Raw genomic sequence first — 20,330 nt, 5'->3', positions numbered from 1 at the left:
TATAGCGATGAAACGGGAGGATTCGGCCTTTGGAAAAAACGATAAAAAGTGTTCAGGATCTCTATGATATGCTCGATGCGGATTTCAGATCAGCCAAACATTTTTGGGAGCCTTTCTATGAAAATCGGGACAGACCCATTCCCTTCTTTCCTAACAAGCCTGATGAAAATCTCGTTGCTGGTATGGAAAAGGGTCTGCTAAGAGGAGGCAGAGCACTGGAAATGGGATGTGGACCGGGCCGGAATGCGCTGTATTTGGCTCGTCAGGGATATCAGGTGGAGGCTTATGATCTGTCAGAGACTGCGATTGCATGGGCCAAGGAACGGGCTGCCGAAGAACAGCTGGATGTGCATTTTGAGTGTCGATCGGTGTTTGAACTAACGCCGGAGCAGGAATATGATCTCGTTTACGATTCGGGCTGTCTGCATCATCTGCTGCCGCATCAGCGAATCCCTTACATAGCCATGATTGATCAAGCGCTGAAGCCTGGAGGTTATTTTGGTCTGACCTGTTTTGCTCCGGGATTTGGCGACCAAGGCGGACCAGAACATGTGATGGACGATTGGGAAGTTTACCGCGAGAAGTCGATGCGGGGCGGTCTTGCTTTTACGGAGGAGAAGCTTCGTTATTTACTGGAGGATACATTCGAGTGTGTAGAGCTGCGTCCAATGAAGGCGATGGGGCAGAATGATGCTTATTTTGGCCTGCCTATTTTGTGGGCAGCGTTGTGGAGGAAACCGGAGGCACGGGATGGACACATCCTGGTTTAGACCATGCGGGCTAACTATTGGGCACTGCAGCAGAGCAGCATAACAAGGAACAGAAGGGCGGGAAGCATATGAGTAACAGATATTTTATTATTACAGGTACGTCCAAAGGGATTGGCAGACAGCTTGCGGAGCTTTGTTTGGAAAGAGGGGATGTTGTCTACGGTATAGCACGCGGAAGTTCGGACTTGGGGAATAGATATGAGCGATATACGCATGTTCAGTTCGATCTGGAAGACCTTCACAGCATCGACGATCTGATCTCGGGCATATTGGAGCAGATTCCGCTTACCGAGACGGAGTGTATCGGGCTTGTTAACAATGCGGCCATGCTTGAACCTTTGAAACCGATAGATGAGTGCCTTATAGATGAGATTAGCGTTCATCTGAATATCAGTTTGGCTGCGCCAATGATTCTTACGTCATCTTTTATCCATTATACCAATCACATGACGGCTCGAAGAAAAATAATCAATGTAAGTTCTGCTTCGGGTAATTATCCCGCGCCTTCTATGGCGGCCTACTGTACTTCGAAGGCAGGAATCAACATGTTCTCACAGTGTGTAACGATGGAACAAGCTTCACGGCCCAATCCGGTGGAGATCATCGTTTTTGATCCGGGAATGGTAGATACGGAATTGCAGGCTGTGGCGAGAGGGAAGGATGCAGATGAATTTGCACTATCCAGCGTATTCAAGGATGTGTATGAGTCGGGGCAATTAAGATCCCCGGTTGAGGCGGCACAGGCCCTACTGGAACTGCTGGAGGAGAAGACTGCATCAGTAGAGGGAAATCAATGAATCTGGCCAATCGGATCACCTTGGCAAGAATGGCATTAATTCCGCTGTTTATGTTCTTCTTTCTTAACCAGCAGGGTTTGATGGTCGCGGTATTTATTTTTGCACTAGCCGCAGGGACGGATAAACTGGATGGGTATATTGCCAGAAAATATAATCAGGTAACCAGATTGGGTAAACTGCTCGATCCGCTTGCAGACAAGCTTCTAATTGGGACAGCACTTATTATGATGGTTCAGGTAAATATGATTAGTTCGTGGATTGCTGTTATCATTATTGCACGTGAGATAGGGATAACCGCCTTGCGAATGGCAGCTGCAGAACAGGGGATTGCCCTTGCGGCTGATCGATATGGAAAAATCAAAATGGTGCTTCAAGTCGCGGCAATTCTGGCTGTGCTGTTGAATAATGTCCTGTTTCATGCGTTTACGGGCATCAGATTGGATATGATGTTGATGTGGCTGGCGGCAGGTATTACTTTGTTATCCGGTTTGAATTATATTATCGTAAATTATAAGTTGTTAAGATAGAAGTATACATCGGAATGCCTAAAGGAGAACGAGATGTCAAATACAAACATAACAGTGAGTACGGCAGAAGAGTCTGCATATGTCCGTCAACAATTAAGTGCCTACAATGCCGCACATGTGGGCGAAGCGTTGAAGGACCGATTTGAGGAGCTTCATTTTCACATTCGAAACGAGTCGGGACAGATTGTGGCCGGGGTGCTCAGCACGCTGTGCTGGAATTGGGTTGAGTTGGATATTTTATGGGTCGATGCCCAAGAAAGGCACAAAGGATACGGGACGCAGCTGCTTCAGGAAGTAGAGCGTTTGGCCCGGGAGAAAAACTGTGATTTTATCATGCTGAATACGTTCTCGTATCAGGCTCCTGAATTTTATAGAAGACATGGATATGAGCTTATGACGGTGATTGACAATGCGCCTACAGGACACCAGCATTATTATTTCAAGAAGGATCTCACCGCCTCAGAAGGAGCGGATTCATCACGATGATTACGATCAAACCGATTGAATCGAAGGATTTGCCAGGGTTAAACCAGCTGTATCATGAATTGATGGGCACATCACCCGATGATCGGCAGAAGAATGAGCAGCAGATGCAGAAGACGTTTCGGCATATGGAGAAGCAGGGGCGTTACTATGTGCTTGGAGCCTATGATCGTGATGAGCTTGTTGGGTCGGTCATGGGGATTGAGTGCATGGATCTGATGGGGTCTTGCGAGCCGTTTATGGTCGTGGAGAATGTCATTGTTTCGGATCGTGTGCGCAGGCAGGGAATTGGTCAGAAGCTGATGCTTCAGATCGAACATATCGCCAGAGATTTGGGGTGTGCGTACATCATTCTGGTGTCAGGGGATCAGCGTAAGGAAGCGCACCTTTTTTATGAGAAGCTGGGCTTCAAAGACGAGCCTGTTCAGGGTTACCGAAAGCATTTGAATCGGCGTTGAGCACAGCTCCATTGGCAGTGAGTGAATACATGTTGAGTGATACAGATGGACACGGGATAGACACGGGATTAGATGCGATGGGGCAAAGAGAGCTGCGGCTCTCTTTTTTGATGAATTCACAAGTACGCATGCTGGTTTGCAGCAAGGTCAATTTTTCACAACGGACCTATAGAATTGTATCGTTTCGAGCAGAGCGGATCTTTGTTAAACTTAGGAAAAGAATACATAGGAGGTTACCAGAACATGCGTATCGTGGATAACATTAAAGTCTGGGGGGAACCGCTGGAGAATGCCGTCGCTCAGGCGGTAACTTGTTCGAAATATGGGGATGTGCTGGGCGTGGCTCTGATGGCCGATCATCACAAAGGATACTCGCAGCCCATTGGCGGGGTGGTGGCTTACCGCAATATGATCAGCCCGTCAGGAGTCGGGTATGATATTGCCTGCGGCAACAAAGCCGTACGCACCAATCTGATGTGGAATGATATTCGTGACCGGATTGCGGTTATTATGGATGATATCAGCGCAGCCATCTCATTCGGCGTAGGCCGGAACAATCCGACTCCAGTGGAGCATGAGCTGTTTGACGATCCGAACTGGAAGCTCTTTGATACGATCGAAAGCGGATTGCAGCAGAAGTTAAAGACATTGGCGCGGAATCAACTCGGAACCGTCGGCAGCGGCAATCATTTTGTCGATATTTTCGTGGAAGAGAAGACGGGAAAGGTATGGATTGCGAATCATTTTGGCAGCCGCGGCTTCGGGCATAAGGTAGCAAGTGGTTTCCTGAATCTGGCGGCAGGACGGGAATTCAGTGGCAAAGCACCAGGTGAATCGATGGATCAGCCGCCGACCCTGTTTGACCTGAACAGTGAAATGGGTGATATGTATTGGGCGGGGCTGACGCTGGCGGGTCGTTATGCTTATGCCGGACGGGATTACGTGATTGAGCAGGTGCTGAGTATCCTTGGAGCCAGCGCTGAATATGCCGTACATAACCATCATAACTTTGCGTGGAAAGAGCAGCATATGGGCGAGGAGGTCGTTGTAGTTCGTAAAGGAGCTACACCGCTGTCGCCGGGCCAGCTTGGTTTTGTCGGCGGAAGTATGGGCGATATTTCGGTGATTGTAGAAGGGATCGAGAGTGAGGAAAATACAGAATCCTTCCGCAGCACGGTTCACGGCGCAGGGCGGGTAATGAGCCGTACACAGGCAGCAGGTAAAATGAACTACAAACTTCGCACGCGTATGGGCGGCGAGATTAGTGAAGAACAGATGCAGGCGGCTGTGCACGCCTACGGTGTAGAGCTTCGTGGAGCAGGGACCGACGAGAGCCCGTTTGTATACAAGAAACTGCAGGACGTGCTGCATGCACATGCGAATACACTCCAGATCAATCATGTGCTGCGTCCGGTAGGTGTAGCCATGGCTGGTGGCAATGAATTTGACCCGTACAAGGATTAATCAAGGATTAACAGCAAGTTGATTAAGGGTTGATCATAGGCCCAAGGTCATTTAAGCCAAAATTTTGACATAAGGAAGAGGGCATATGCTATGAGAAATTGCGCGATATACAGCTCCCAGTTTGATCTGGATCAGTTATATGAAATCATACAATCCATTTACCCTGAGGCTTCCATCCAGCGGAGAGAAGATCAGACGCACATTCAAGTAACACAGAAGAAATGGTTCAGCAAAAAAACAAAAGGTTTTAACATCATGACCAGCCAGACCCATCCCGAGGAGTTCAGCACGATGATTGGGGGCATGCTTGGCTTTCTAAGCCAGATCGAGGGGCGTAATGCTGCGCTTCAGGAAAAGGTACTGATTAAATGCTCCACCTTGAACATGGTGATTGGCATCGAGACTGAGGAAGATATCTCGGAAGAGTTCTTTAACGAGTTATTACAATTGGCTGATGCGCTGGATGGTGTCATTTTCTGGGGAGGCGGCTCCCTCCTGAATGCTCAAGGCCAGCTGCTTCTGGATGTGAATGGTGAATCGGAGGTGGAGGATTATACGGTCACAGCACATACCAGTTTTCTGGATGATACCCGTCCTCCTGCTGCCGATGCAGTAGAGCGCAAGGCGCGTTCAGAGCAGCAGCTGGCGGCACTTGGGATTCCATATAACGTAAATCTGCCAGCAAGAGCTGGGGAGGAAGATACGAAGATTCGAACCAAGGAGGAGGTTGCGAAACGTGCGGCTGCTCTCTGCCTGGCTGCGCTGAAAGGGGAGTGCTTGGGATCGGGTGAAAGTACTGCTGACACCGCAGCGCTGGTACAGGAAGTGATTGATAAGTATGATGCATCCACCTTTTTTTCTCCCGATGAAAAGGCGTTTCTGGCACAAGATGGAGCTGACCAGCAGGAAATTATCCGCTTCTCATGGGGCTATGAAGGGTACCATGTGATGCTGTGGGCACTGGGATATGTGGAGGAATTGGGTGCGCCGACAGAGCTGTGTAACGTAAGTAAGGATGTTGGTTATTTACAGCAAAAGGACAGCTTTGCAGCGTTTCTGGCCGATGCCGCACTGCGCAGCAAAAGCGAAATTTTGGATGAGGCTGACCTGATCTATCGGTACAATTGGGTGTGTGTAAACAGTCGGATCAAGGGGGAGGCGCCGCCTGCGGGACTTAGTCACGGTGTGGCTTATGAGCGGCATCGCGCACTCAACTGGCTGACCTGTTATCTGGATCAGGCGTGGGACGAGGTACGTACGGATACGTAAAATCAGATGATGAAGCACGCTGTTGTAAAAGATAGATGTAAACCCCCAGCCGTTGAAAGACGGTGTGGGGGTATTTATATTGTCCAGATACTATGGTTATCCGCCGTATCTTCCGAACTGTTCTCGAATAATGACATCAGCAAGGATGAGCTTTTTCTCCACGCTGCTCTCGGGATTGGCTATTCTCCACAACATCTGATCGACTGCACGGGAGCCGAGCAATTCCTTCTTTACATGGACGGTTGCCAGCACTGGAATATGATCATATAAATTGTCGAATCCGGTGACTGCACATTGATCAGGTACACGTATCCCCATGCTCTCCAAAGCTTCAATGGTATAGAGTGCATAGAAATCATTGGCACAAACGAACACCTCGGGTAGATGATCTGGGTGAATGACGGAGGTGAACGTTTCGCGGAATTGATCCAAAGCCTTGCTGGTTAATTCAGGGATCTGACGCATATCAATTCCGCTTTCCGCCAAGGCGGTATTGTATGCGATCCATCGCTCGTAGAAGCTTTGTGCATCACTAATATTCCCGACAAACTGAAATGAGGTGTGCCCTTTACGGAGCAAGTAAAGCATGATTTCACGCATGGATGCAAAGTTATCCGTGAAAATGCTGTCACTGTGAAAAACCGGATCCAGATGATCAACCATAACGACAGGAATACCCAAACGTTTGATTTCCAGCAGAATAGGAGTCGAGATGGAGCCGACCGTAATGATACCACGAATGGCATCCGGATTAAGCAGTGTAAACAATTGATCCGCAGATGGCTCGGTCAGGGTCAGAATGTTAATGCCCTTTTGATTTAATTTGGAAGAGATCCCGTTAAATACAGGTCCCCAATATACAGAATCTTGATTCTGATAACGCACATTAGGGAACAAAATCAGGATCGTGCCGCTGCTTTTGGCCGCTTTTGCTTCTTGTGTGTCTGCGTGAGTGTGCAGTTCTCCGGATAACATGCTGTTATCTTTAAAATAACCGAGTTTGCCAGCGGCTTTAAGAATAATGTCCCGCGTCTGGTCACTAACCCCGGATTTTCCCGACAGGGCACGGGAAACTGCGAATTTCGACAAACCCGTAAAGTGTGCGATTTCCTGGATTGTTACCTTCGTTTTCATCATACCATCCTTACACTCGTAATTCTGCCGCATCCATAGTGTATAAGCGACTTTAACAGATTCTAGTATAGCATGCAGTGTTTCTCTTGATCTAATAACGATTCGTGCTTAATGAAAAACAGGTGTGCATCATACGTCATATATCGCAGCATTTCATAGAAGAAATCTATCAAATGATGACGAATCATGTCTTTATTATTATGTTTTTGTTATTTTGTAAAATAACAAAATTATAAAATCTGAATTTTTTAGATATGGATTATCGAGAGGATAAAGAGGTATGAATATATTTTCAGGAGGTTATATCAGGGAATTAACATGATTCCAAACAATTTAAGAAGAAAAAATAGAAAAATTTAACAATAAAAATGTTGACGCTTACATTTTTACGTGTTAAATTTTGTTTGTTAAAAACAAACTATAAAATAACAAAAGGTGGTGGTGTTGTTATTTTGATTGGTTTTAATAATAACGAAAGTTTTAAAGTGGGTCATGGTGATAAACACATTCGGGGAGGGTGTAAGGAACATGATGAAAAGATGGAATGTTCTGCCGTTGATGCTGCTTGCAGTACTGTTTTTTGTATCCGCTTGCAGTGGGGGCACTGCGCAAACCGGAGTTGACCCTGGGGCAGCAGCCAATCCGGGGAGTAATACTGAAGCTGCCGAGATTAACAAGGAAGCCGGTGCTGAAGAAAAAACAGCAGATGTACCGGATTTGGGTGGACGTGTTATCAAAGTTGCGGCCTGGTGGGATCTGAAGCCAGCGGGAGAAACCGCTTCTGACAAAGCAAGGCTGGATAAGATTGCAGAAGTCGAAAAAAAATATAACGTCAAGATTGAGTTTGTTAACGTACCTTTTGAAGAATATATGAACAAATTCACTACCTCTGTACTTGCTGGTGAACCTTTCGCCGATATCGTGCAGATGGAGTATAAATCCGCGCTTCCAGCTATCCTCAAAGGGCAACTGCTGCCTCTCTCCGAGTTCACTACAGCTGACAACAATATCAACCAAGAGGGAAATCTGATCGCCAAATATCCTGCCATTGCAGGCAGTGAATACGCATTTGAATCACCAACCAGCATTGGGCTCGGCCTCCACTATAACCGTGACCTGTTTAAGAAATTATCTTTGCCTGATCCGCAGGAATTGTATGAGAAAGGTGAATGGAACTGGGATAAGTTTTTGGAAATCGCCAAACTGGCAGCCAAGGACACAGATAACGACGGCAAAATTGACGTATATGGTTTTTCCGGTTGGGCCATCGATGTCATTCGTCACTTCACGGCTGCCAATGGCGGGACGATTGCAGATGACGTAAACAGGAAGGAAGGATTATCTGATCCCAAAACGATTGAAGCAGCTGAATTCGTCAAACGATTGTATAACGTCGAAAATGTAGTGAAGGTCAAAACAGGAGACAAAACCAATTGGGAAGAAACCAACACATTTAAGGATGGGGATGTTGCTCTGTTTACGGCTGCGGAGTGGCAGCTCGGCGATCTGACCTTCTCCGTTGGTGTAGTGCCTATTCCAAACGGACCGCAGGGAAGCAAAAATGTAACTTATGCCAATAACACAGCTGCGGCCAAATTTATAGCCAAGGGAGTTAAAGACCCAAAGGTAGTCTACCAAATCTACGAAGAGACGTTTGACATTCCGCAGATTGAAGAATATCCGGGTCAAGACTACCTGGAAAGTCTTTATACAGACGAAAGAGACATCCAGATGATTCGCGAGCATATCGCGGGAACAGGACGCATTCTGCTGGATGATGCATACACCGGTTATCCGATTGGCGACTACGTGAACGATATTATTAAAAATAATGCTTCGGTGACTGCGACTGCAGAGAAATACAAGGCCCAAGCCCAAGCTGCCATTGATAAACTGGGCAAGCAATAGCTAAATCACCTGCAGTTCATTCAGGCAGGGGTTCGCGTGTCCGCAAACGCACCGGGCCCCTTTTTCCTGAACCTTATTATAGACATCAGCCTTGATGAGGAGGACTCGTAGAATGGCTGGAATTCTTAAGCGCAAGAAATGGATATTGTCCGCAGTGATGATGACTGCGGCGGCCGGCATGATTCTATACCTGACGTCTGATGTAGATGGGCAGCGAGCCATTGTTGCGCCTGGCAGCCTGCCAGCCATAGAGGTGGATGAACTGCTGCAGCAGACACGGCAAAAGAAGGGATATGAACAATATTTTTTAGCTGTAGGGCAGGCGGGACAGCCTGAAGTGGACATCACCATTGAAGCGGGAAATTACATAAGAGCCGAAGGTGGGGGCGTCCGCAAACTGAAGGATTACGAAGGGATGCAGGGTGAATCCCTGCACACGGGGGAGACCGGGGAAGTTGAATGGATCATTGATGTGCCGGAGAGCGGGCTGTACAACCTTTCGGCCTTATATTACCCGGTGGAGGGCAAAAGCTCGGCTGTAGAACGCGCCTTATACATTGATGGTGAACTCCCATTTGCGGAAGCCGCCTATTTGCAGTTTGACCGGGTGTGGGGCAATGAAAAAGATGTGGTAGAGCAGGATAACCAAGGCAATGATTTGCGTCCAAGACAGGTGGAGAAACCGCGCTGGCTGGAGGAAATATTTCAGGACCCGGACGGCTATGAGCAGGCCCCGTTCAAGTTTTTTTTGGAGAAAGGAAAGCATTCACTGACGTTGAAATCGTCACGCGAACCGATGGTCATTCATTCCCTCCGACTGTTTAATGAACAGCCTGCGATTCCTTATGCAGAGACAGAAGGAGCCAAGCAGACGGACATGAATGCGCAGCCGAAGGATGTTCTTATTCGCATTGAAGGAGAACATGCTGTTCGCAAGTCCTCTCCAACGTTATATCCAACGAGCGAAAGATCAAGTTCAGCCGTATTTCCTTACAGCGCTTCCCAGGTTCGCATCAACACCATTGGTGGCTACAACTGGCGTCTGCCCGGACAGTGGATTGAGTGGGAAGTGGATGTGCCAGAAAGCGGATTATATCAAATTGCATTTACCGCGCAGCAGAATTTTGTTAAAGGGATCTACTCCAATCGCAGGTTAACCATTGATGGCAAAGTGCCATTTGCCGAGATGGCCCAAACAGCGTTCCGATATCAGAGCAATTATCGAGTTGATGTCATGGGAAGGGAAGAGGAAGCCTATCGCTTCCAACTCGAAAAGGGCAAACATGTGCTTCGCCTGGAGAATAGTCTTGGTGGCTTTGCTCCACTGATTCGAAATGTGGAGGATAGTCTCTATAACCTCAACTCCATGTATCGCCGTATTCTGATGATTACAGGCACGAAGCCGGACGAATTCAGGGACTATCGAGTGGAAGAGCAGATTACGAATCTGCTGGATGTATTTGCCGGGGAGAGCAAACGATTGAAGGAAGTTGCCGCGCAGCTTCGCCTGTTATCAGGTCAATCCAGCGATCAGGAAGCCCTGCTTCAAACGATGGCACTGCAGCTGGATGAAATGATCGACAAACCCGACACCATTCCAAGACGGCTTGCAGCATACAAAACGAATACCGGGGGCCTTGGAACCTGGGTGCAGCAGGCGCGTGAGCAGCCGCTTGAAATTGACGCACTGCATATCGCTTCGTTAGACCAAGATATTCCGGCTGCAGGTATGGGACCCTTTGCCAAGCTGGGTCATGAAGCAAGAACCTTCTATAACTCGTTCTTTATTGACTATAACCAGATTGGCAACATAGCGGATTCCGAGCACCAACGCACGGTTACCGTCTGGATTGGCAGCGGACGTGATCAGGCCAACACGATGAAGGCCATGATTGACAAAACCTTCACTCCGGACAGCGGCATCAACGTAAATCTGAAGCTGGTGAACATGGGAACGTTACTGCCTGCAGTGTTATCCGGGGAAGGGCCGGATATCGCGATGCAGATTGGTAACGATCTGCCCGTGAACTTTGCGATGCGGAACTCGGCTGTGGACCTGACACAGTTCAGTGACTACCGAGAGGTGCAGCAGGAATTCAGAGATAGTGCCATCGTTCCGTATGTTTATGATGCAGGGGTGTATGCCCTGCCGGAGACACAAACCTTTAATATGCTTTTTTATCGCAAAGACGTGCTTGAAGAGCTTGGACTTGAGGTGCCTCAAACCTGGGATGAGGTTGAAGCTCTGCTCGCCATCCTGAGCAAAAATCATATGGAATTTGGCATGCCGATGGTAACCCAGGCCAATATGCAGGGAGTAAATATTCCGCCAAACTCTCAGTATGCAGCCATGCTTCTCCAGAACGGGGGAGCCTTCTATCGGAATGATGGCAAAGAGTCGGATCTGGATTCCAAAATCGGGATTGAGACGTTCAAACAGTGGACGGAGTTTTACACCGACTACAAGCTGGAGCGTGAATATGATTTTGCCAACCGGTTTCGCACCGGACAGATGCCGATCGGTTTAAGTGATTACACCATGTATAACCAACTATCCGTATTTGCTCCAGAGATACGCGGGCTGTGGGGATTTGTGCCTGTTCCGGGAACCATCCAGCCGGATGGAACGATAAACCGTGACGTTCCGGGTGGAGGCAGTGCAGTCATGATGCTGGAGAACGCCAAGGATCAGGAGGCGGCGTGGGAATTCATGAAATGGTGGACCAGTACCCCGGTTCAGGCCGAATTTGGCCGAGAGATGGAAGGGCTGATGGGAGCTGCGGCTCGTTACCCGACGGCGAATATCAAGGCACTGGATTCCTTGCCATGGCCTGCGGAGGATTACGCCAATCTCAAGGCACAATTCGAAACGGTTAAGGGAATACCCGAGATACCAGGCGGTTATTTTACCGGTCGCCATCTATTCAATGCATTTTACAAAACCGTTGTGGGCCAAATGGAAGCCAGGGAGTCCATCATGGATTATACCCAGTATATTCAGGACGAGATTCGGGTCAAACGTCATGAATTTGGTCTTCCGTAAGCAGAGGGAGGGTTAACCGTGCCGCAAATATCACTTCAAGACGGGCAGCAGCGTACTCCTGAGAAATCAACCAGGATGGGCGTGAAATGGTGGTGGAGCTGGAAGCTGCAGGAGATGAAGGCCAGCAAACATTCCTATGTGCTGTTGGCACCTTATATGATCTTGTTCTCCATGTTTACCGTGATTCCGGTTGTCATCTCGATCATACTCAGCTTCACATATTTTAACATGCTGGAATTTCCACGTTTTATCGGCTGGCAGAACTACACTCGCCTGTTTCTGGAAGACGACGTATTCCTGATCGCGATCAAAAATACATTGTTGTTCGCCATTATTACCGGACCCATCAGTTACATTGCCTGCTTTGTATTTGCATGGATCATCAATGAACTGACACCGAAATGGAGAGCGTTTATGACACTGATTTTCTATGCGCCATCCATCTCGGGCAATGTGTATTTTATCTGGCTGATGATCTTTTCGGGAGATCGCTATGGAATTGCCAACGGTCTGTTGATCCAATGGGGAGTGCTGCTCGAACCGATTCAGTGGCTGAAGACGGAAGCCTATATTATGCCCATCCTCATTCTTGTCCAGCTGTGGCTGAGTCTCGGGACCGGATTCCTTGCTTTTATTGCGGGGCTGCAGACCGTGGACCGAACATTGTACGAAGCGGGAGCCGTGGATGGGATCAAAAACCGCTGGCAGGAGCTGTGGTATATTACGCTGCCTTCGATGCGTCCGCAGCTCATGTTCGGTGCGGTTATTCAACTGACCACTTCATTTGCCGTGGCGGATGTGTCGATTGCGCTGGCCGGTTTTCCAAGTGTAAACTACGCGGCCGAGACAGTGGTTACGCACTTAATCGACTTTGGCACAACAAGATTTGAGATGGGATACGCATCGGCAATTGCGGCCGTGCTGTTCATCATTATGGTGGGCACCAACCTGCTGGTACAGAAACTGCTTCGAAGGGTGGGAGAATAGCTATGGCGGCTGTTGCGACTGGTAAAAAGCGGGTGAACCGCTCGCTGTCAGGAAGTCTCTCCCTGTTTGCCCTGCTGCTTGTTTTCGGTGCCTTTATGGTGCTGCCGCTCATCTATGCCATCAATAATGCTTTCAAACCGCTGGATGAAATTTTTATGTTTCCACCTACGCTGTTTGTCAGAAATCCGACGTTCAGCAGCTTCACAGACCTGCTGAATCTGTTAAGTGACTCGTGGGTGCCGTTTTCACGGTACATCTTCAACACCGTATTCATCACGGGCATCGGTATTATCGGTCATGTGCTGCTGGCTTCGGCGGCGGCTTATCCGCTTGCGAAGCACAAGTTTCCGGGCAAGGTATTCATGTTCCAGGTCGTTGTGCTTTCGCTGATGTTCACGCCAGCCGTAACCGCCATTCCCAACTACATGATCATGTCATGGCTTGGCTGGATTGATACGTACTGGGCCGTTATTATTCCTGCATTTGCCTATTCTCTGGGACTCTATCTAATGAAGCAGTTTATGGAGCAGATCCCGGATGCGCTGCTGGAAGCGGCCAAGATTGACGGAGCCAGTGAGTACCGGATCTTCTGGTCTATTGTGATGCCGAATGTAAAGCCTGCATGGCTGACCCTGATCATTCTGCTGTTTCAGATGTTATGGGGGAGCGACGGGAATGGCTACATCTACAGCGAGCAGCTCAAAACGCTGCACTATGCAGCCGGACAGATTATTCAGGGCGGCATATCGCGGGCTGGTGCGGGAGCTGCGGTTGCGCTGATTCTAATGAGTGTGCCGATTACGCTATTCATTTTCTCTCAAAGCCGGATTATTGAGACGATGGCGAGTTCGGGCATGAAGGAGTAGGGAGGAACGATATGGCACGCACGGTGAAAAGATGGCTTGTTCTTCTGGCGGCAGTATCGCTTCTGCTGGTCAATGCCGTTCCTGCGGCGGGCTCCCCGGCGCCGTATGAGAGTTATAACTACAATTATTGGAAAGAGGCAGTGCCCTCGCCAGATGCCTACCTGCCCAGCCGCATCGTTACAGGTGGAGATCTCGGCGTCGGCAGCTTCAAGGAACCGGGTGACGTCAACGTCTCTCCAGGCGGGTGGATTTATATTTTGGACAGCGGGAATAACCGTATTGTCGTATTGGATAAAGCGTACCAACTGGTGCGGGTGCTGGACGGTTTTATCAAGGATGGCAGCAAGGAGAGTTTCCATTTGCCCGGAGGACTGTTTGTTGATGAAAAAGAGCGAATTTACGTCGCAGATACAGGCAGCAGCAGGGTAGTGGTTCTTGATTCTACAGGAAAATGGATTCAGACCATCTCGAAGCCGGAATCGGACATCCTTCCTGCAGCGTTCCAGTTCCAGCCTTTGAAATTGACCGTTGATGGAGTAGGTCGAGTGTATGTCGTGGCGCAGGGCGCATATGAGGGCATCATGCAGTTTGATGAACAGGGGGAGTTTATCGGATACGTGGGCACCAACAAAGTGGAAAGGGATTACAGGGAGTATATCTGGCGAATGTTTTCTACCAAGGCGCAGCGAGCTCAGATGGTGTTGTTTGTACCGACCGAGTTTTCCAATGCGGACATGGATTCCAAAGGCTTCGTATATGCAGCCAACATGGATCCAGGCTCCAATGAACCGGTCAAACGCCTGAATCCATCGGGAGAGGATGTACTGAAGCGGTTTGGATACTATGACGTGAAGGGCGATATCCGATATCGCAGCAATACAGGACCTTCCAAACTGGTTGATGTGAAGGTGCTTGGTAACGGAATGTACAGCGTTCTGGATGCCACGCAGAATCGGGTGTTCACTTACGACGATGAAGGCCATCTGCTCTACATATACGGGGGGAAAGGAAATCAGGTCGGCACCCTCAAGACGCCAGTCGCCATTGAACGGTCCGGCGGTCACCGGCTGATTCTCGACCGGGGAAAGAATAACCTGGTCGTGTATGAACCAACCCGTTTCGGAACACTTGTGAATGAAGCGTCGGCCCTTCACTATCAGGGGGAAGACACGGAGGCCGTCAGCCGCTGGAAAGAAGTGCTGATGCTGAACGCCAACTATGATATTGCCTATATCGGTATAGGGAAATCTCTGCTTATGAAGAAGAAAAACAAGGAAGCATTGGAGTACTTTGAACTTGGTATGGACCGTAAAAATTACTCAGTCGCATTCAAACGGTATCGGCGGGAGATGATGAAGGAACATCTGGGCACTTTTCTGACGGCTGCCATTGCGCTGATTGTGATTCTGATTGTAACCCGAATGGCGGTTAAATGGAGACGGAGGAGGCAGATTGATCGTGAAGCAGGATTACATTAAGTTTCCGCTGCATCTCATTTTTCACCCCATCGATGCATTCTGGGATCTCAAGTCGGATCATCGCGGCCGGATGGTGGTGGCTTACACGGCGCTGGCGCTGACCATTACGATGATGATTCTGCAAAAGGAGTACGCCGGTTTTTTGGTCAATGATATCGATCCCCGGACCATTAATAGCTTTGTAGAGATTGCGACAGCAGCGCTGCCTTTCTTTTTATGGTGCATTGCAAACTGGGCAGTAACCACCCTTATGGAAGGCGAGGGCAGATTCAGAGAAATTTTTCTGGCGACAGGATACTCGCTGATTCCGATCATTCTGATCTATGCTCCCATGATTGTGGTTAGCCGGTTCATGGTTCAAGAGGAAACGTCTTTTTATTACCTGTTCAACAGCATTGCGTTTCTCTGGTTTCTGCTGCTGCTCTTCATCGGCATGATGACTGTGCATCAGTATACGGTGTTCAAAACCTTGTTGACGATGCTGCTGACCGTCATTGTGATGGGAATCATCATTTTTCTCGGTGCACTGGTATTCAGCATGCTGCAGCAGTTGTATGAATTCGGTTATAACATTTACCGCGAGTTGATTTTTCGGACCTAAAGGAGGCGGCATCCGTGAACAAGAGGCAGCGATTATATACGGTGCTGGCTGCTGGTACAGCTGTAATCCTGATTGCAGGCAGTCTGCTGTATATGAGCAGCAGAGGCATTCCTGCCGTTGACGTCTCGGGCTATCTGGAGACAACGACAGAAGCTTATCCTGTCACGGGGGAGCCTATATCCTTTCTGGCAGATACTTCGCAGGGGGTTCCAGGGATGAAATTGGCAGCGCAGGATCAGGGGCTGGCTCTCTACTACAACGAGGAAACTACGGAAATTGCGGTGCGGGACGAGAACAGCGGTCAGATATGGTACAGCAATCCGCCGGAACGAAATGAGGATAGTCTGGCTTCCGCCTATGAAAAGGAAGTGCTCTCCTCACAGCTGAACGTATCGTTCCGGGATGCGATTGGCACGCTGGAGAACTTTCCGAATTTCGGTGCCAGCATCAGCAGTAAACAATTCACTGTCGGCCCGATTGAGCAGGGAGTACGGGTGACTTATACGGTTGGGGATACTTCTCTGGGCATTGAAGCCCTGCCCAAGCTGATTAGCAAGGAGCGGCTGGAGGAGAAAGTATTGTCCAAACTGGACGCTTCTGCAGCAAAGTACACGTCTGCCCGTTATTACCCGGTTAAAGATAATCCGGAGGTGCTGGAGCGGCTGGATGGACAGATCTCCAAGCAGCTGGTGTTAAACAAGATGCTGGGTGCTTTTGAGGCAGCGGGGTATACAGCGGACGATCTGGCTTTTGACAATCAGGAAAATGGAGTTGAAGGCGGGACAGTATCTGACAAACCCAGCTTCGTTATTCCAATTGAATACCGACTGGATCAGGGTGCGCTGGTTGTGAAGGTACCGTTAAGTCAGGTAAAAGAGAGCGGACAGTATCGCATTCGGCATCTGGATCTGCTGGCATACTTCGGTGCAGCGGGAACGCAGGATGAGGGTTACATGCTGGTTCCGGACGGTTCCGGCAGTCTGATCTATCTGAACAACGGAAAGGTACAGGAAGAACAGTATGTTCAGCGTGTATACGGGTCAGATCCGAATGATAATTCACTCGGTCGTCCTCAAGTGAGTCAGTCGGTACGAATGCCTGTATTCGGTTTGAAGAAGGGTGAAAACGCATGGTTTGCTGTCATTGAAAAAGGAGACGGCATGGCCAGCATCACCGCAGATGTTGGCGGAAGACAAAATAGCTATAACCACGTGCATGCGTCCTTTGCCCTTAGGGGTGAGGATGAGCTGGAGATGTACACCTCACAGAAGATGCAGGAGATTCAGCTTCTGAGCGAAGAACCCTTTCGCGGGGATATTCAGGTGAGATACCGATTCCTGCACGGAAAGGATGCCAACTATTCCGGCATGGCTCGTCTGTATCAACAACAACTGGTGAAGCAGAATATGCTGAAACCGCTGCCCAAACAGACGGATCTGCCGTTTTATGTGGATGTGCTGGGGGCAGTGGACAAAAAGTCGTCCTTCCTGAGTGTGCCTTACCGGACCACTCTGGCAATGACTACGTATGAACAGGCTGCAGAGATGGCATCCAGGCTGCAGCGAGACGGTGTGAACCGGATACAAATGCGGTTCCAGGGGTGGTTCGGTGGCGGCTTCAGTCATCACACACCAACCCGAATGAAGCTGGATCGTGAAGTGGGCAGCCGTACCGACCTTCAGGCGCTGTCCGGTCAGCTGGAGCAGTCCGGTGGAGCATTGTTCCCGGATGCGGCATTTCAACAGATTTACCACGATGATATGAATTTTGCTCCTTCTGAGGATGCGGCAAGGTTCGTCACCAGAGAGACGGCAGCATTGTATCCTTACAATCCGGCATTGAACCGCATGGATCGGAGCAAGGACAGCTATTATCTGCTTTCCGCTGCCAAACTTCCGTACGTTGTGAATGAATTTGCCGAAAAGTATAGGGATATCGGTCTTGAAAGTTTGTCGCTGCGAGACCTGGGTCAGATCCTGGCATCCGATTATCGCGACAGCCGGGTCATCCACCGGGAGACCGCAAAATACATCGTGGAAGAACAGCTTCAGCAGCTGCGGCAGTCTTATCCGAATCTGATGTTATCTGCAGCGAACAGTTACGCTTGGGGGAGTGCCCAGCATATCGTGAACATTCCGGCGAGTTCGAGCCGTTTCGGCATTACAGATGAAGAGGTGCCGTTCTATGCGATGGTTATTCATGGTTATGTGAACTATGCTTCATCACCAATGAATACATCGGGAGATCAGAATCTGCGGAAACAGCTGCTTCGCAGTCTGGAGCTTGGGGCAGCCCCGTATTTTCAATGGACATACGAGCCGTCCTCAAAACTGAAGCTGACAAACTATGATTGGGTTTATGCTGCCGAATACGGGTTTTGGGTGAATGAGGCGATTGACTTGTATCATCAGGCCAATGCTGTACTGGGTAAGCTGGGGAACGAACGGATGCTCAAGCATGAACGCATTCAGATCGGTGTTGTCCGGATTACCTACAGCGGTGGTACAGCACTTCTGGTAAATTATAACGCAGATCCAGTCACCATAAATGGAACAACGGTTGGCGGAATGGATTATGTGGTGGAAGGGGCAGGCCGATGAGAAGCATGCGACTGTCGTTGAAATCACGGAGAGCCCTGCTGGGGCTTGCCTTTATCTCTCCGTGGCTGATCGGTTTTATTTTTCTTTTTGCCACACCACTGCTGCAATCGGTCCGGTTCAGCCTCAGCAATCTGTCTGTTGCACCGAATGGCTATGTACTGGAATTTGTGGGATTGAAAAATGTTAAGGATGCGCTCCTGGTCGATGCCGCTTTTAACCGCATTCTGGTGGATTCGGTCTGGGCTATGCTGCTGAACGTGCCGATGATTTTGTTTTTCAGCCTGTTTACGGCAGCACTGCTTAATCAGCAATTCAAAGGCAGAACGATGGCGCGTGCTGTCTTCTTTCTGCCCGTCATTCTGGCGTCCAGTGCTGTAGCGGCAGCTGAATCCGCGGGGCTGATTAATCTGATGGGCGATGCAAGTGCAGTGGAAGCAGCGGCAGATGGAGGAGCTTCATTTAACGTGGTGTCCATTGTACGTATGCTGGCCGATGTCGGACTTCCGATGGCTTACGTGGATTACATCGTGGAAGCCATTATGCGAATCTATGACATTATCAGCAGCTCCGGGGTACAGATTTTGATCTTTCTTGCCGCGCTGCAATCGGTTCCCGGCTCGATGTATGAGGTTGCCAAGATCGAGGGAGCCACAGCATATGAATCATTTTGGAAAATTACATTTCCTATGGTAAGTCCACTCATTCTGACCAATGTCATCTATACCATCATTGATTCGTTTGCCGGCAGTCCGGTTACCCGTGCCATCTATCAGACCGCATTCAAAACCCAGAACTTTGGCCTAAGCTCGGCGATGTCCTGGCTGTACACTTTGGTCATTGGGCTGGTTCTGCTCATCGTAGGCTGGGTGCTTTCACGGAGGGTCCATTACAACTGAAGGTTAACGTCAAGGGAGGCTGCAGGCTATGGCTGCGTCAGGAACAGATCGCATGGTGGTGGTGCCCAAGTCGGACCACCGTATGCAGCGGGTACGAAACAAGACATCGGACCTGCTGTATTCCATATTTAGATATGCACTGGTTATCGGGATTTCTTTTATTATTCTCTATCCGTTATTTCTCAAATTGTCCGTTGCATTCAAGGATAAGCAGGATATCTATAATCCAACGATTTATATGATTCCCCGGCATTTTACGCTGGATAATATCAGGATTGCCGCGCAAGTGATGGATTATATGCCTTTGCTGGCAAACACACTATTGTTCGTCGCCATGACGACGCTGCTGACGGCCGCATCCTGTGCGCTTGCGGGATATGGATTTGCACGGTTTACGTTTCCCGGCAGCAGCCTGCTGTTTATTCTGGTCATTCTGACCATTCTGGTACCGACCAGTACGCTGATGGTACCGATGTATCTGCATTTTCGCAGTTTTGATTTTCTGGGAATCATTCGGTTGTTCACTGGGCGGGACGGGATTAATCTGCTGAATACCTACTGGCCCTCCATGATTACGGCCGCTACGGCGGGTGGACTCAAGGCAGGATTGTTCATCTACATTTTCCGTCAGTTTTTTAAGGGGATGCCGAAGGAAATAGAAGAGGCTGCGCTGATCGATGGCGCCGGAGGATTCCGGACCTTTGCCCGCATTATGCTGCCAAACGCGATCTCACCGCTGATTACCGTTATTCTGTTCTCTTTTGTATGGCAGTATAATGACACGTTTTATTCAGCTTTATTCATGAGTGAAAGTCCGCTCATTTCGCTAAAAGTGGCATCGCTGCCCGCCCAAACGAACCAGCTGGTCCCGCAGCTGATGGGATTTGGCTCGAATTCGGGCATGAAAGTTGATCCGAACTATGTGGCGATGATTGTGGATACGGGTATATTACTTGCCATTGCACCGCTGATTATATTGTATTTGTTTGTACAGCGCTATTTCGTGGAGAGCATTGAGCGTTCAGGCATCGTAGGTTAATCGGGGTGGA

At 49.1% G+C, this 20,330-nt stretch carries 17 protein-coding genes; 16 read left to right on the top strand and 1 reads right to left on the bottom strand.

The window, feature by feature from the left end; translation table 11 throughout:
• Positions 1-29 precede the first annotated feature (29 nt).
• From ABXS70_RS17800 to ABXS70_RS17770, 7 genes are all read left to right on the top strand, one after another.
• Positions 30-770 (top strand): class I SAM-dependent methyltransferase, encoded by a 741-nt coding sequence (locus tag ABXS70_RS17800; protein WP_366289577.1) that lies wholly within the window; start codon positions 30-32, stop codon positions 768-770.
• A 68-nt stretch (positions 771-838) separates the two neighbouring features.
• Complete coding sequence (locus ABXS70_RS17795) at positions 839-1,567, top strand: SDR family NAD(P)-dependent oxidoreductase (RefSeq protein WP_342554981.1); 729 nt, start codon at positions 839-841, stop codon at positions 1,565-1,567.
• Positions 1,564-2,094 (top strand): CDP-diacylglycerol--glycerol-3-phosphate 3-phosphatidyltransferase, encoded by a 531-nt coding sequence (pgsA, locus tag ABXS70_RS17790; RefSeq protein WP_342554982.1) that lies wholly within the window; start codon positions 1,564-1,566, stop codon positions 2,092-2,094. The genes ABXS70_RS17795 and pgsA overlap by 4 nt, the downstream gene beginning before the upstream one ends.
• Before the next feature lie 33 nt (positions 2,095-2,127).
• On the top strand, positions 2,128-2,580 hold the full coding sequence (locus ABXS70_RS17785) for a GNAT family N-acetyltransferase (protein ID WP_342554983.1): 453 nt from the start codon (positions 2,128-2,130) through the stop codon (positions 2,578-2,580).
• Positions 2,577-3,035 (top strand): GNAT family N-acetyltransferase, encoded by a 459-nt coding sequence (locus ABXS70_RS17780; protein WP_342554984.1) that lies wholly within the window; start codon positions 2,577-2,579, stop codon positions 3,033-3,035. The genes ABXS70_RS17785 and ABXS70_RS17780 overlap by 4 nt, the downstream gene beginning before the upstream one ends.
• A gap of 243 nt (positions 3,036-3,278) precedes the next feature.
• On the top strand, positions 3,279-4,499 hold the full coding sequence (locus tag ABXS70_RS17775; RefSeq protein ID WP_366289572.1) for an RtcB family protein: 1,221 nt from the start codon (positions 3,279-3,281) through the stop codon (positions 4,497-4,499).
• A 90-nt stretch (positions 4,500-4,589) separates the two neighbouring features.
• Complete coding sequence (locus tag ABXS70_RS17770) at positions 4,590-5,768, top strand: DUF4272 domain-containing protein (protein ID WP_342554986.1); 1,179 nt, start codon at positions 4,590-4,592, stop codon at positions 5,766-5,768.
• A gap of 96 nt (positions 5,769-5,864) precedes the next feature.
• Here the strand turns inward: ABXS70_RS17770 and ABXS70_RS17765 are convergent, their stop codons facing one another.
• Entirely contained in the window at positions 5,865-6,905 is a 1,041-nt protein-coding gene (locus ABXS70_RS17765) for a LacI family DNA-binding transcriptional regulator (protein WP_342554987.1), read from the bottom strand.
• A gap of 528 nt (positions 6,906-7,433) precedes the next feature.
• On the opposite strand from ABXS70_RS17765, the gene ABXS70_RS17760 reads away from it, so the two are divergent.
• The 9 genes from ABXS70_RS17760 (at position 7,434) to ABXS70_RS17720 (ending at position 20,320) form a co-directional block, all read left to right on the top strand.
• Positions 7,434-8,810 carry an extracellular solute-binding protein gene (locus ABXS70_RS17760; RefSeq protein WP_342556281.1) on the top strand — a complete coding sequence of 459 codons (1,377 nt, stop codon included), beginning with the start codon at positions 7,434-7,436 and terminating at the stop codon, positions 8,808-8,810.
• A 112-nt stretch (positions 8,811-8,922) separates the two neighbouring features.
• Positions 8,923-11,853 (top strand): extracellular solute-binding protein, encoded by a 2,931-nt coding sequence (locus ABXS70_RS17755; protein WP_342554988.1) that lies wholly within the window; start codon positions 8,923-8,925, stop codon positions 11,851-11,853.
• A 75-nt stretch (positions 11,854-11,928) separates the two neighbouring features.
• Positions 11,929-12,840 carry a sugar ABC transporter permease gene (locus tag ABXS70_RS17750; RefSeq protein WP_342556282.1) on the top strand — a complete coding sequence of 304 codons (912 nt, stop codon included), beginning with the start codon at positions 11,929-11,931 and terminating at the stop codon, positions 12,838-12,840.
• Positions 12,841-12,842: 2 nt separating this feature from the next.
• Entirely contained in the window at positions 12,843-13,706 is an 864-nt protein-coding gene (locus ABXS70_RS17745; RefSeq protein ID WP_342554989.1) for a carbohydrate ABC transporter permease, read from the top strand.
• Between the two features lie 11 nt (positions 13,707-13,717).
• Positions 13,718-15,184, top strand: coding sequence for an NHL repeat-containing protein (locus ABXS70_RS17740; RefSeq protein WP_342554990.1), 1,467 nt, complete (start codon positions 13,718-13,720; stop codon positions 15,182-15,184).
• The gene (locus ABXS70_RS17735) at positions 15,165-15,785 is read left to right on the top strand and encodes a YIP1 family protein (protein WP_342554991.1); all 621 of its coding nucleotides are present in this window, start codon (positions 15,165-15,167) and stop codon (positions 15,783-15,785) included. The genes ABXS70_RS17740 and ABXS70_RS17735 overlap by 20 nt, the downstream gene beginning before the upstream one ends.
• A 14-nt stretch (positions 15,786-15,799) precedes the next feature.
• On the top strand, positions 15,800-18,385 hold the full coding sequence (locus tag ABXS70_RS17730) for a DUF5696 domain-containing protein (RefSeq protein WP_366289567.1): 2,586 nt from the start codon (positions 15,800-15,802) through the stop codon (positions 18,383-18,385).
• The gene (locus ABXS70_RS17725; RefSeq protein ID WP_342554993.1) at positions 18,382-19,281 is read left to right on the top strand and encodes a sugar ABC transporter permease; all 900 of its coding nucleotides are present in this window, start codon (positions 18,382-18,384) and stop codon (positions 19,279-19,281) included. Before ABXS70_RS17730 ends, ABXS70_RS17725 begins: the two co-directional genes overlap by 4 nt.
• A gap of 28 nt (positions 19,282-19,309) precedes the next feature.
• Positions 19,310-20,320 (top strand): carbohydrate ABC transporter permease, encoded by a 1,011-nt coding sequence (locus ABXS70_RS17720; protein WP_366289565.1) that lies wholly within the window; start codon positions 19,310-19,312, stop codon positions 20,318-20,320.
• Positions 20,321-20,330 lie beyond the last annotated feature (10 nt).

The sequence above is a fragment of the Paenibacillus sp. AN1007 genome, from assembly GCF_040702995.1.
Classification (GTDB): Bacteria; Bacillota; Bacilli; order Paenibacillales; family Paenibacillaceae; genus Paenibacillus.
This window is presented reverse-complemented; position numbering and strand designations above follow the sequence as displayed.